At 40.3% G+C, this 13,394-nt stretch carries 10 protein-coding genes and 1 riboswitch; of the genes, 9 read left to right on the top strand and 1 reads right to left on the bottom strand.

The annotated features are described in order from the left end of the window. Positions 1 to 384: 384 nt before the first annotated feature. Genes L4F91_RS05955 through hemH form a run of 3 tightly spaced genes read left to right on the top strand, consistent with a single transcriptional unit; the run spans position 385 to position 4,873 of the window. The gene (locus L4F91_RS05955) at positions 385 to 3,480 is read left to right on the top strand and encodes an FAD-binding and (Fe-S)-binding domain-containing protein (RefSeq protein ID WP_395897835.1); all 3,096 of its coding nucleotides are present in this window, start codon (positions 385 to 387) and stop codon (positions 3,478 to 3,480) included. Between the two features lie 8 nt (positions 3,481 to 3,488). Continuing rightward, positions 3,489 to 3,908: a hotdog fold thioesterase gene (locus L4F91_RS05960; RefSeq protein ID WP_250364439.1), complete on the top strand. Its 420-nt coding sequence runs from the start codon at positions 3,489 to 3,491 to the stop codon at positions 3,906 to 3,908. Further along, on the top strand, positions 3,905 to 4,873 hold the full coding sequence (gene hemH, locus L4F91_RS05965; RefSeq protein ID WP_395895357.1) for a ferrochelatase: 969 nt from the start codon (positions 3,905 to 3,907) through the stop codon (positions 4,871 to 4,873). Before L4F91_RS05960 ends, hemH begins: the two co-directional genes overlap by 4 nt. An 85-nt stretch (positions 4,874 to 4,958) precedes the next feature. On the opposite strand, the gene dld is transcribed toward hemH, so the two are convergent. Beyond that, positions 4,959 to 6,650, bottom strand: coding sequence for a D-lactate dehydrogenase (gene dld, locus L4F91_RS05970; RefSeq protein WP_395895359.1), 1,692 nt, complete (start codon positions 6,648 to 6,650; stop codon positions 4,959 to 4,961). 453 nt (positions 6,651 to 7,103) lie between these two features. Between dld and L4F91_RS05975 the strand changes: the two genes are divergently transcribed. From L4F91_RS05975 to L4F91_RS06000, 6 genes are all read left to right on the top strand, one after another. Continuing rightward, a complete protein-coding gene (locus L4F91_RS05975; protein ID WP_395895361.1) occupies positions 7,104 to 7,817 on the top strand; it encodes a hypothetical protein in 714 nt (237 codons plus the stop codon). Continuing rightward, positions 7,817 to 8,365: a septation protein A gene (locus L4F91_RS05980; RefSeq protein WP_395895364.1), complete on the top strand. Its 549-nt coding sequence runs from the start codon at positions 7,817 to 7,819 to the stop codon at positions 8,363 to 8,365. The genes L4F91_RS05975 and L4F91_RS05980 overlap by 1 nt, the downstream gene beginning before the upstream one ends. An 8-nt stretch (positions 8,366 to 8,373) precedes the next feature. Further along, positions 8,374 to 8,832 (top strand): acyl-CoA thioester hydrolase YciA, encoded by a 459-nt coding sequence (gene yciA, locus L4F91_RS05985; RefSeq protein ID WP_250350084.1) that lies wholly within the window; start codon positions 8,374 to 8,376, stop codon positions 8,830 to 8,832. 17 nt (positions 8,833 to 8,849) lie between these two features. Then, positions 8,850 to 9,146 carry a YciI family protein gene (locus L4F91_RS05990; protein ID WP_395895366.1) on the top strand — a complete coding sequence of 99 codons (297 nt, stop codon included), beginning with the start codon at positions 8,850 to 8,852 and terminating at the stop codon, positions 9,144 to 9,146. Between the two features lie 103 nt (positions 9,147 to 9,249). Next, positions 9,250 to 11,856: a bifunctional aconitate hydratase 2/2-methylisocitrate dehydratase gene (gene acnB / locus L4F91_RS05995; protein WP_395895368.1), complete on the top strand. Its 2,607-nt coding sequence runs from the start codon at positions 9,250 to 9,252 to the stop codon at positions 11,854 to 11,856. A gap of 215 nt (positions 11,857 to 12,071) precedes the next feature. Further along, a riboswitch (TPP riboswitch) is annotated at positions 12,072 to 12,161 on the top strand. A gap of 102 nt (positions 12,162 to 12,263) precedes the next feature. Continuing rightward, the gene (locus L4F91_RS06000; RefSeq protein WP_395895370.1) at positions 12,264 to 13,316 is read left to right on the top strand and encodes an ABC transporter substrate-binding protein; all 1,053 of its coding nucleotides are present in this window, start codon (positions 12,264 to 12,266) and stop codon (positions 13,314 to 13,316) included. The last annotated feature ends 78 nt before the right edge of the window (positions 13,317 to 13,394 follow it).

Raw genomic sequence — 13,394 nt, forward strand, 5'->3', positions numbered from 1 at the left:
TGATCTTAAACTTTTTTTACAAAAAAACAAACTTTTTTATAAAATAGCCCCATAGTGTATGGCTAAGTTTAATCTTATAAGTATTTAGAGAACGATAGCTTCTCTATTTCTACTTCGCTTATGCGTTCAATCTAATTAAGATCGAACCTATTCAAAGCGAATATATTATCAGCTTGAAAAAATAGAAAATCAAACGATTTTTCTCTTTTTAGCTCAAAATTCACACAATCACTTACTATTCAAGATGATTTTTTGAGCAAAAATAAGGCAATTTTATCGCTTTACCTTTCAGAAAAAACAAAATTGATCTCTTTCTTTCGATGAAAGGATCATAACAATATGCTAAACTTCATTTATTATGTTAATCATTATATGAGTAATAAAATGCTACCACGTTTATCTGATGTCCCACAGCTTTCCCCTTTAGTTTCTGATTATTTGGAGGAACTCAAACGCCAACATTTTACTGGCGATATTGCTTCAAACTATGCAGATCGCTTAAGCCTTGCAACGGATAACAGTGTGTATCAGCAACTGCCGCAAGCCATTTTGTTTCCTAAAGATACCGCTGATGTGGTTCGCCTAACCAAATTAGCACAAAAAGAAAAATACCTTTCACTCACTTTTACGCCACGCGGTGGTGGCACTGGCACGAATGGGCAATCCCTAAATAACAATATTATTGTGGATCTTTCACGCTATATGAGCAAAATTCTTGAACTCAATGTGCAAGAACGCTGGGTGAAAGTGCAAGCCGGCGTGGTAAAAGATCAACTCAATCAATTTTTGAAACCTTATGGCTTATTTTTCTCGCCAGAATTGTCAACCAGCAACCGTGCTACGTTAGGCGGAATGATCAACACTGATGCCTCAGGGCAAGGTTCATTGCGTTATGGCAAGACCTCTGATCACGTTTTAGGCTTGCGAGCAGTATTAATAGACGGCGAAGTGATTGATACTCACGCACTCAACACCGCAGATTTTGAGCAATCATTACAGCAACAACCTATTTCTCAGCGTAGTCGCCATCTGCATCAAGAGATTTTCCAGCGCTGTCAGCAAAAGCGTAACGAAATCCTGCGTGATTTACCACAGCTTAATCGCTTTTTAACAGGCTATGATCTCAAGAATGTCTTCAATAATGATGAAACTGAATTTAATTTATCCCGCATTTTAACGGGGTCAGAAGGTTCACTTGCGTTTATTTGTGAAGCCACCTTAGATCTCACCCCTATTCCACAATATCGCACATTAATTAATATTAAGTATCGCTCTTTTGATGCGGCATTACGTAATGCCCCCTTTATGCTAAAAGCCAACGCACTTTCGGTAGAAACCATAGATAGCAAAGTGCTAAACCTTGCTAAGCAAGATATTATTTGGCATTCAGTGAGCGATCTACTTATCGAAGATCAAGAAAATCCCATTCTTGGTTTGAATATCGTAGAATATGCTGGCAATAGCAAATCATTGATAGAAAAACAAGTGGCACAACTTTGCCTACAACTTGATGAAAAAATCTCGCAAAATCAAGATGATATTATCGGTTATCAAGTTTGTAATGATTTACCCTCTATTGAACGCATCTATGCAATGCGCAAAAAAGCCGTCGGTTTATTAGGCAATGCAAAAGGTCAAGCAAAACCGATTCCGTTCGTTGAAGATACCTGCGTTCCGCCAGAACATTTAGCGGATTATATTCGTGAATTTCGTGCGTTATTAGATCGCAACCAGCTTGAATATGGAATGTTCGGCCACGTTGATGCGGGCGTTTTGCACGTTCGCCCAGCCCTTGATTTATGCGATAAAGAACAAGTGAAACTGTTCAAGCAAATTTCCGATCAAGTGGCAGAGCTGACACATAAATATGGTGGATTAATTTGGGGCGAACACGGCAAAGGAATGCGTTCACAATATGGTGAAACCTTCTTCACGCCTGAATTATGGCAAGAATTACGTTATATAAAAACGCTGTTTGATCCGCACAATCGGCTAAATCCGGGCAAAATTTGCACCGCACTTGATAGTACTCAAACACTCTACGCTATCCTATCGCCAATGCGTGCAGATCAAGATCGTCAAATTCCAATACAGATGAAAACGGAATTTGTTGGGGCAATGAATTGCAACGGTAACGGATTATGTTTTAATTTTGATGTACATAGTGCAATGTGTCCTTCAATGAAAGTAAGTAAAAATCGCTTATTTTCGCCGAAAGGACGTGCGGCAATGGTGCGTGAATGGCTACGTTTACTGGCGAACCAAAGCGTTTCCCCTGAGCAATTAGATTTTCGCAAAAACCAAATAAAACTCACCGATTTTGTCGCCAAAATTCGTCATAGCCTTGGAAAATTCCGCGGTGAATATGATTTTTCTCACGAAGTGAAAGCGGCGATGGATACCTGTCTTTCGTGCAAAGCCTGTGCTAGCCAATGTCCGATAAAAATTGACGTGCCAAGTTTCCGTGCGAAATTCTTACATTTTTATCATCAACGTTACACTCGCCCAATTAAAGACTATGTGGTGTCTAATGTGGAGTTCATCGCCCCTTATATGGCAAAAGCACCGACATTTTTTAACTTTTTCACGGCAGCCAAAATCACTCAGCCGCTAGCCAAAAAAGCCTTAGGAATGGTGGATTTACCCTTATTAAGCCAACCAAATTTGCAACAGCAACTGGTTGCCCTCAATTATCAAGGGTTAAGTTTAGAACAATTAGAACACTTAAGTGAAATCGAAAAGCAAAATATGCTGCTTATCGTACAAGATCCTTTCACTTCTTATTATGATGCCAAAGTTGTGGCAGATTTTATGGCACTCACCCAAAAATTGGGCTATCGCCCCATTTTGTTGCCTTTCAAGCCTAATGGCAAAGCCCAGCATATCAAAGGTTTTCTCGCTCGCTTTGCTAAAACAGCCAAAAATCAGGCGGCATTTTTAAATCGAATGGCGCAGTTAAATCTGCCCCTCGTCGGCGTAGATCCCGCTATTGTGCTGTCTTATCGTGATGAATATCGTGAAATTTTAGGTGATGAACGTGGTGATTTCCAAGTGCTTACCGCACATCAATGGCTGAAAAATCAGTTACATTCTGAGCAATTAGCGCAAGGAATAAAAAATTCACAAAAAAACCACCGCACTTTACCTGAAGGGCAACAGTGGCATTTATTCCCCCACTGTACAGAATCCACCGCCTTACCAAATAGCCCGAAAGAATGGCAAGAAATCTTTGCTGCCTTTGGGCAAGCCTTGCAAGTGGAAACGGTTGGCTGCTGCGGAATGGCGGGAACATTTGGGCACGAAACGCAACATTTTGCTATGTCTAAAGCAATTTATGCCAGTTCTTGGAAAGAAAAACTTGTCGATAAAAATCCTGATTATTGCCTTGCCACGGGCTACTCTTGCCGTAGCCAAGTTAAACGTTTTGAAAAATGGCAGCCGAAACACCCTGTACAAGCCTTATTAACCTTACTCAGTTAGAAAACACAATGAAAATTTGGAAAAAATCATTTACTTTAGACCAACTTAATCAATTTAATGCCCATTGTGCCGTGGCACATTTAGGCATTCAATTTCACGCCCAAGGGGACGATTGGTTGGAAGCCACGATGCCTATTGATCAACGTACCACCCAGCCAATGGGCTTTTTACACGGTGGGATTTCTGCCGCATTAGCCGAAACCGTAGGTTCAATGGCTGGGTTTTGCTGTGTCGAAACAAACCAAGCCGTTGTTGGATTAGAAATTAACGCAAGCCACCTTCGCCCAGTTCGAGAAGGTGTGGTAACCGCCAGAGCAACCCCTATCCGTTTAGGAAAAACCACTCAATTTTGGCAAATTGACATTAAAGATCAAGCCGATAAACTATGCTGCTTTGCAAAACTGACATTAAGCGTGGTCAATCAATGAAAAACCCAAAAATCGGCATTATTCTTGCCAATTTAGGCACTCCAGATGCCCCTCAATCCAAGGCTATTTCAAGTTATTTATGGCAATTTCTGACCGATCCTCGCGTCGTCGATTTGCCCCGTTGGAAATGGTATCCTTTACTTCGTGGCATCATCTTACCAATACGTGCTAGACGGGTGGCTGAAACTTACCGTAGTGTATGGACGGAACAAGGCTCTCCCTTATTGGTCATTGCTAAACAGCAGCAACAAAAGTTACAGCAATATTTTACACAACAAGGAATCAATACCATTGTTGAAATAGGAATGACTTATGGCAATCCCTCTATGCAAAGTGCGGTGGAAAATTTACTCAAAAATCAAGTTGATAAAATTATTGTGCTACCGCTTTACCCACAATATAGTAGCACCACAACGGCGGCTGTCTTGGATTGTTTTGCTCACGCATTAAAATCCATTCGAGGGCTTGTGCCGTTTGAATTTATCCATTCTTATCATCTTGATGCGCATTATATTGATGCCTTAGCGCAATCTATTAAAGCAAAAATGAAATCGGATGAATTTTTACTGTTTTCCTATCACGGTATTCCATTGCGTTATGAACAAGAGGGCGACTATTATCGTGAACACTGTAAACAAACCACCCTCGCTGTGGTCGATCGCCTAGGTTTAACAGAAAATCAATGGCAACTCTGCTTTCAGTCTCGTTTTGGACGTGAAGAATGGTTACAGCCTTATACGAATCATTTCTTACAAAATGCAACTCGCCAGCAAGGTATCGAAAAAGTTGCGGTTATTTGCCCCGGTTTTTCTGCAGATTGTTTAGAAACATTGGAAGAAATTGAAGTAGAAAATCGCGAAATTTTTCTTCAGAATGGGGGAAAATCCTTCCAATATATCCCTGCTCTTAACGCAGAACCTGCCCATATCGAAATGATGGCGAAATTAATTAAAGAGAAAATATAGAAAAAATGCCTAGATGAACATCTAGGCATTTTACTAAATTTTTCTAAAAATTAGACCGCACTTTAGTTCTGCGACTAAACATAAATTATGCCCAATTTTTCTTTTTAGAGGTTTTACCAATCCCCGGGTTGAAGCTGTTGGTTGGATCTAATTTTTGGTAAAAGGCTTTTAATTCAGGTTTCGCTTCATATAAATGTCCGACATTATGTTCCGCTGGATATTGCGCTCCACGCTGATCAAGCAATGCTAACATTTCGTGTTCGATTTCTTGCCAATCATAGCCTTTTTTCACCAAATAATCTTGATGGAATACATAGCACATAAAATGTCCGTAATACAGTTTATGGATCAATTTATTTTCCAACTCTGCAGGAAGTTTCTCGAACCAATCTTGATCATTACGACGCAAGGCAATATCCAATGCCACGATTTCTTCCACCTCTGGCTCGTGAATTGCACGATAACGAATTGCCGCTGATGCCACAGCAAAACGATGTAACATCGCGGCTTGTGTTTCTTCTGCACTGCATTCAAAATATGCCCCTTTGGACTTATCGGCAAAGCGTGTCTGCAAATATTCTCTGGCTTCTTGCACGCCATTCCCGCCCATTTTTAGGATTAAATGATGTTCATATTGATCGCGATAATCTCTCAAGCGTTGTGGCAAATGCTGTGGCAACAATTTAGAAACAAATTGCAACATTTTGTCGCTGATATGATTTGGTAAAAAAGTCAATTTTTTCATTAGGCGATCAGCTTTGGCTTTGAGCGCAAATAATTTTGGCAAACGGTGCGTGCCAAAACGTTTAATCACCCAGAACGTATCTTTTCCATACTCTGCCGCAATATCAAAAGCATCACGATGAATATATTCGCCCGATACAGGTAAGGTACTAAATTCTGCCAAAATATGACGGCGAATATCCGTTAAAACTTGCGTGTCATTTGTGCCAATATAAAACACCGCACTTTCTTTATCTTGTGGGAACGTATCCAAACGTACAGCAAACACCCCCAACTTTCCCGCACTACCAGAGGCTTCATAATGACGGTTAGGATCGGCATTAAAACGTGCTGGCGTGTCGGCATCAATTTGGCGAACGTGATTGCAATAATCGTGATCGTGTCCTTTTCCGCAGTCAAGATGAATATCTTTACGCTGATAACGTCCTGCTTGTAAGTTGGTAAGAATTTCTTCTGGCGTCTCGCCTAAATCAATACCAAGATTATTGATCAGATGTAATTCACCATTCTCATCTAACTGTGCATACAACGCCATTTCCGTATAAGCTGGACCACGTTGAACCAATGCACCACCAGAATTATTACAAATTCCACCAATCACCGAAGCACCAATACAAGATGAACCAATAACAGAATGCGGTTCACGTTTATATTCTTTCAGCAACATCTCCAGATCATTTAAACGCGAACCTGCAAAGCACACCACTTGCTCGGCATTATTAATGGGTTGAATGCCTGTCATTCGCATAGTATTTATCAAAACAATATCACGCTCGTAATCATTTCCTGCCGGCGTTGAACCTCCTGTAAGCCCCGTATTTGCTGCTTGTGAAATCACGATCACATCGGCTGCCACACAGGCTTTTAACACCTTCCAATATTCCAATAATGAACCAGGACGAACAACCGCAAGCACCTTGCCTTGCCCAAAGCGATAACCCGTGCTGTACTCTTCAGCTTTTAATGGATCGGTAATCAGATATTTAGGTGTAACAATTTGCGCTAATGTATCAATTAAATGCGTTGCAGACATACAATACCTCTTTAATAGAATGTAACAGGAATTTAACATTTACTATAAAATGAATATACTTGCATTTCAATGTAACTAATAAAATTATTTTGCTTTTCTTTTGATAGCAAAATAAAGGTTTTCTACCATAGAAAATAAACAATTCAGACGGGAAGATTATGGCTTATCACAAATCTCAATTTTGTGATGTAGTTCAAAGTTTTTAAAATTTTGTTAAAAAATTTAAAAATTTTATTTACCGCACTTTTCATTTTGTTTAACAATAGAGAAGATTTGATCTAACCCAAAATCAAATATGACAACGCAAAAAATCCTTATTCACAACAAGACGAGGTTTCTACTAAAGGAAAAGCAATGGTTAGCAAGTTATTGTATAATGTCGCAATGATTTTTTACTGGAAATAAAGAATGAACATTAATTTTACTCAAATTTTTCAAGATTGTTGGAATTTTATGCGTAATCAAAGGACGATTACCCAGCAATTTATCTTTTTCTTTTTTATTAATGCACTAATTTTCTATTTTCTTTTAACGACGATCGTACCGATGCCCGAAATCAGTCAGGCAAATGGACAAAGTTTACCCTTACCGAATAATATCAGTGCTGAATTTTTACTGTTAGGCATCGCACAACAATTAGTCAGCCTATTTCTTTCTTCTTGGGGTATTCTCACTTTTCACCACATTAGTATTCAACAACAAAATCCATTAAATCAAAGTGCGGTGCTAACTTTACAACGTTTTATTGGCGTAGTAGTCATTAGCTTGATTGGATTTATTCCGCTGATGATTGGCGTGGTAGAAAGCCTGTTCGCTATTTTACAAGGGCAATCGCCTTCAATGCTTTCTTTGGTTGCGATTTTGCTTGGCTTTTTTATTTTTGTGCGCTTAAGCCTTGCTTCTACGGAATATCTCATTAACCCTGTAAGCATTATGCAAGCATTGAAAAATAGCTGGTTAAGCGGCGTAAAACGCATTGCGCCGTTATTGATTTATTGTTTGTTAATTTATCTCGTACTGCCTTTTGTACTGAGACGTATCACGGCATTAAGCGACAATCTTATTTTCGATGTCCTAATGCTCTTTTTAACTGCCGTAGTGAGCGTATTTTCTTTACTTTTCACCTACCGCTTTTACAGCTTATTTATGCGCAAGGATCAACAATAATGAAACAGATTTTAGAATTTATTCCCCTACTCGTCTTTTTTATTGTGTATAAACTAGTGGGGATTCGTGAAGCCGCAATTGCCCTAATTATTGCCACCGTCATTCAGCTGGTGGTGCTAAAAGTCAAATACGGTAAAATTGAAAAACAGCAACTCATTATGGGAAGTGCGGTGGTTTTTTTTGGTGCATTATCCGCCTATTTCAACGAATTAGCATTTTTAAAATGGAAAGTGACGGTGATTTATGCCTTGTTCGCTTTGGCATTAATCATTAGTCAAGTGATATTTAACAAACCGCTCATTCAGCAATTATTAGGTAAAGAAATTCAGCTACCTGATGCGGTTTGGTATAAATTAAATATGGGCTGGGCGTGCTTCTTTCTATTTTGTATGGTGATTAATATTATCATTAGCCAATATTTCTCTGACGATATTTGGGTCGATTTCAAAACGTTTGGAATTATTGGGCTTAGCCTTATTGCAACAGTAGCAACGGGCGTTTATATTTATCGTTATCTTCCACAAACGGATAATAAAGAACAACAATAGGAAAAATTATGTCTGTTTTTATTGAAACCAAAACGGGGCGACAATCCCAAGGTAGTTTATTACTTCGTACATTAGCGATGCCTTCTGATACCAACGCCAACGGCGATATTTTCGGCGGTTGGATTATGTCGCAAATGGATATGGGCGGTGCTATTTTAGCGAAAGAAATCGCACACGGGCGTGTCGTTACCGTTGCCGTTGATAGTATGACCTTTATCCGCCCAATCTCCGTTGGCGATGTGGTATGCTGTTATGGGCAATGTGTTAAAGTCGGCCGTTCTTCTATTCAAATAAAAATTGAAGTATGGGCTAAAAAAGTGTCCAGTGAACCCATTGGTGAACGTTATTGTGTGACGGAAGCGATCTTTACCTTCGTTGCAGTAGATAATAAAGGAAAATCTCGTGCCATTCCGCGAGAAAACAACCCAGAATTAGAAAAAGCATTAGCATTAATGGCAAAACCCTAATCAAGGAGAACAACAAAATGTATTATGTTATCTTCGCACAAGATAAACCCAACACACTCGCTCAGCGTCTTGCTGTGCGTGAGCAACACCTCGCTCGTTTAAAACAATTACAAGCAGAAAATCGTCTATTAACCGCGGGGCCAAATCCAGCCATTGATGATGAAAACCCCGGCGAGGCAGGCTTTACCGGTTCAACGGTTATTGCTCAATTTGACAGTCTTGAAGCTGCTCAACAATGGGCAAACCAAGATCCTTATGTGGAAGCAGGGGTTTATGGCGAAGTCATCATCAAACCATTTAAGAAAGTTTTCTAAATAAAAACACTCAAAAAAAGCACCGCACTTTTCTTTTAGTTAACTCAAGTGAGAAAAAAGAAAAGTGCTATCCCTAACGATAAAAACAATAAGAGGAAACACAATGTCAAACTTTCTACACGATTACCAAAAACATATTGATGAACGTGCCGCACAGGGTGTTGTGCCAAAACCATTAGATGCCGAACAAACCGCACAGCTTATTGAATTATTAAAACATCCCCCAGCAGAGCAAACGGAATATCTTCTTGAGCTTTTTAAAACCCGCGTACCTGCTGGGGTGGATGAAGCCGCTTATGTGAAAGCCTCTTTTCTTGCCGCCATCGTCAATGGTAGCGCCCACTCCCCCTTAATTAGTCCTGAAAGTGCGGTACAAATTTTAGGTACAATGCAAGGTGGTTATAATATTGAACCACTGCTCCAAGCCCTTGATAATGACACCCTTGCCCCTTATGCCGTCCTCGCCCTTTCTTCCACGTTATTAATGTTCGATAATTTCTACGATGTAGAACAACGTGCCAAACAAGGCAACGCTTACGCACAACAAATTCTTCAATCTTGGGCAAAGGCAGAATGGTTTTTATCACGTCCAAAATTAGACGAAAAACTCACTGTTACCGTATTTAAAGTATCGGGTGAAACCAACACAGATGATCTTTCTCCTGCTCAAGATGCGTGGTCACGTCCAGATATTCCTTTGCACGCTCTAGCAATGCTAAAAAATGAACGAGAAGGTATCCAACCAGATGAAGCTGGCAATATTGGGCCAATTCAACAAATTAATGCCTTAAAAGAAAAAGGCTATCCACTGGCTTATGTGGGCGACGTTGTAGGCACAGGTTCATCTCGCAAATCTGCGACGAATTCGGTGCTATGGTTTATGGGAGAGGATATTCCTTATATTCCGAATAAACGCGCGGGTGGCGTGGTATTAGGCGGAAAAATTGCCCCTATTTTCTTTAATACGTTAGAAGATGCGGGGGCATTACCGATTGAGGTCGATGTAAGTAAACTCAATATGGGGGATGTGATTGATATTTACCCTTATCAAGGCAAAATTTGCCAGCATAATAGCGATCAAGTATTAGCCGAATTTCAGTTAAAAACCAATGTACTATTAGATGAAGTACGCGCTGGCGGACGTATTCCATTAATTATCGGACGAGGCTTAACACATAAAGCACGCCAAAGTTTAGGTTTAGCTGAAAATGATATTTTTGCCAAACCACAAGCAATAGCAGATAACCATAAAGGTTTTACCCTCGCACAAAAAATGGTCGGGCGCGCCTGCGGTGTAGAAGGTATTCGTCCGGGACAATATTGCGAACCAAGAATGACCTCTGTCGGCTCACAAGATACCACCGGCCCAATGACCCGTGATGAACTGAAAGATCTCGCCTGTTTAGGATTTTCCTCAGATCTTGTGATGCAATCTTTCTGCCATACCGCCGCCTACCCTAAACCAGTGGATGTGGTCACCCATCACACGTTGCCTGATTTTATTATGAACCGAGGCGGTATATCGCTTCGTCCCGGAGATGGCGTTATCCACTCTTGGCTAAATCGTATGTTATTGCCTGATACCGTAGGAACTGGTGGAGATTCACACACTCGCTTCCCGATTGGCATTTCTTTCCCTGCTGGTTCAGGCTTGGTGGCGTTTGCTGCTGCCACAGGTGTAATGCCACTGGATATGCCGGAAAGTGTGCTTGTTCGCTTCAAAGGTGAAATGCAGCCGGGCATCACCTTGCGTGATTTAGTCCACGCCATTCCTTATTATGCCATTCAACAAGGCCTGCTCACGGTAGAAAAACAAGGCAAGAAAAATATTTTCTCTGGTCGCATTTTAGAAATTGAAGGATTAGAGCATCTTAAAGTGGAGCAAGCCTTTGAGCTTTCCGATGCTTCAGCAGAACGCTCTGCCGCCGCTTGTACCATAAAATTAGACAAAGCACCAATCATTGAATACCTGAATTCCAACATTGTATTACTCAAATGGATGATTGCAGAAGGTTATGGCGACGCTCGTACGCTAGAACGCCGTATCAACGCAATGGAAAAATGGTTAGAAAATCCTCAATTACTCAGCGCGGAGCCTGATGCAGAATATGCTGCCGTGATTGAAATCGATCTCAATGAAATCAAAGAACCGATTTTATGTGCGCCAAATGATCCTGATGACGCTCGCCTTCTTTCTGAGGTGCAAGGGGATAACATTGACGAAGTGTTTATCGGCTCTTGTATGACGAATATTGGCCATTTCCGTGCTGCTGGAAAATTATTAGCCAAGTTTAAAGAGGTCATTCCAACTCGCTTATGGCTCGCCCCACCAACTAAAATGGATGCCAGCCTACTGACAGAAGAAGGCTATTACAGCATTTATGGTAAAAGTGGCGCACGGATTGAAATCCCCGGTTGTTCACTTTGTATGGGCAATCAAGCCCGTGTCGCCAATAATGCCACAGTGGTTTCCACTTCAACCCGCAATTTCCCGAACCGCTTAGGGCAAGGGGCAAATGTGTATTTGGCATCAGCAGAACTCGCCGCTGTGGCTGCATTGCTCGGCAAACTGCCAACGCCAGAAGAATATCAAGCCTATGTGGCGGATTTGCAGCAAGACAAGGAAGACACCTATCGCTATATGAATTTTGATCAACTTAATCAATATACGCAAAAAGCACAGGAAGTGATCTTCCAAGCCCCTGCTTAGTAAAACCTCAATCACAAAAGTGCGGTGAAAAAATCAGGAAAATTTCACTGCACTTTTCTTTCTATGAAACCCCAAACGCCTTTATTTTGTTATTTCTTTGCGGATAAGAAGTGCGGTTATTTTTTTGCTTATTTTTATTTCCTTTTTTCATCATTAATTATAGCCATTTAGTCTTTTCTATTTGACAGCAATATCCTGCCCTTTCTATACTAAACGGGAATTAGTCGGGGTGCTTTTTAAGCTGAGATGATACCCGTGAACCTGATTCAGTTAATGCTGACGTAGGAAACTAATTAGATCATATTCTTGCAAATAGCTATGTTGCAGAATATTCTTTTTTACCTTTCTAATTTCTTCCTTGCTCGTCAATATGACTTTTTAATCATTTAATTAATAAGGAAATGACAATGCAATTTAAACCTTTTTTCTCATCATTTTTATCAAAATGTGGCTTAATTTTTATTGTGCTAGGTGGATTCTTTTTATTTAGCCACAATGCTAACGCGGAAGGACGACTCAATATTTATTGTAGCGTGCAACATTCTGTGTGCGAAAAAATGGCTCAAATTTTTGCTAAAAAATATCACGTGGACACCAAATTTGTGCGTAATAGCACAGGAGCAACCTTAGCTAAAATCAAAGCAGAACAAGCCTTGCCACAAGCGGATATTTGGTATGGCGGCACCATTGAGCCTCATTTTCAAGCTGCGCAATTAGGATTACTCGAACCTTATCGTTCGCCCCTACAAGCGGAAACAATGCCACAATTTAAAGCATTGCTCGACAAGCACGGTGATGTAACCGCAATTGGCTATATTATTGTGTTAGGCATTGGTGTAAACACAGAAAAGTTCAAACAATTAGGCATTAAGGACTACCCAAAATGTTGGAAAGATTTAACCGATCCCAAATTTAAAGATCAAATTCAAATGCCAGATCCACGCAATACAGGTACCGGCTACACCTTTATCGCAACACTCGTGCAATTATTCGGTGAAGAAGAAGCCTTTCGTTATCTTAAAGCTTTAGATAAAAACATTTCCCAATATGCAAAAAGTGGCACAGAGAAATCCAATCTCTCGCGTGGGGATGCAGCGGTAACCATCGGTTTTATTAATGGTTATCAAACAGAAAAAGAAAATGGCGCGCCAGTGGAAGCAATTTTACCTTGTGAGGGGGATAGCTATTCGCTTGGTGGTATCAGTATTTTGAAAGGGGCGAGAAATTTAGACAATGCGAAATTATTTATGGACTGGGCATTAACCCCAGAAGCACAAGAAATTGCGTGGCGTGAAGAAAAAATGTACCAAATTCCAACCAATATTCACGCCAAAGCCTCGCCAAATTCAACCGATCCAAAAACCTTAAAACTCATTGACTTTGATTTTGATCGCTTTGGTTCAGACGAAGAAGGGAAACGATTAATAAAACGTTGGATAGAAGAAGTGAAACTAAAGTAAGTTTACATTGACAAAGAATAAAAGTGCGGTTAAAAATAACCGCACTTTATGATTTTTTACGTTAGGAAAGCTGTTCAT

This window comes from Avibacterium sp. 20-126, assembly GCF_044358625.1.
GTDB lineage: Bacteria > Pseudomonadota > Gammaproteobacteria > Enterobacterales > Pasteurellaceae > Avibacterium.

Excerpts from the sequence above, each read along its gene's own strand:
- dld (WP_395895359.1), bottom strand. The coding sequence starts at position 6,650 with ATGTCTGCAACGCATTTAATTGATACATTAGCGCAAATTGTTACACCT.
- L4F91_RS05990 (WP_395895366.1), top strand. The coding sequence starts at position 8,850 with ATGTATTATGTTATCTTCGCACAAGATAAACCCAACACACTCGCTCAG.
- hemH (WP_395895357.1), top strand. The coding sequence starts at position 3,905 with ATGAAAAACCCAAAAATCGGCATTATTCTTGCCAATTTAGGCACTCCA.
- L4F91_RS06000 (WP_395895370.1), top strand. The coding sequence starts at position 12,264 with ATGCAATTTAAACCTTTTTTCTCATCATTTTTATCAAAATGTGGCTTA.
- L4F91_RS05960 (WP_250364439.1), top strand. The coding sequence starts at position 3,489 with ATGAAAATTTGGAAAAAATCATTTACTTTAGACCAACTTAATCAATTT.
- L4F91_RS05955 (WP_395897835.1), top strand. The coding sequence starts at position 385 with ATGCTACCACGTTTATCTGATGTCCCACAGCTTTCCCCTTTAGTTTCT.
- L4F91_RS05975 (WP_395895361.1), top strand. The coding sequence starts at position 7,104 with ATGCGTAATCAAAGGACGATTACCCAGCAATTTATCTTTTTCTTTTTT.
- L4F91_RS05980 (WP_395895364.1), top strand. The coding sequence starts at position 7,817 with ATGAAACAGATTTTAGAATTTATTCCCCTACTCGTCTTTTTTATTGTG.
- yciA (WP_250350084.1), top strand. The coding sequence starts at position 8,374 with ATGTCTGTTTTTATTGAAACCAAAACGGGGCGACAATCCCAAGGTAGT.
- acnB (WP_395895368.1), top strand. The coding sequence starts at position 9,250 with ATGTCAAACTTTCTACACGATTACCAAAAACATATTGATGAACGTGCC.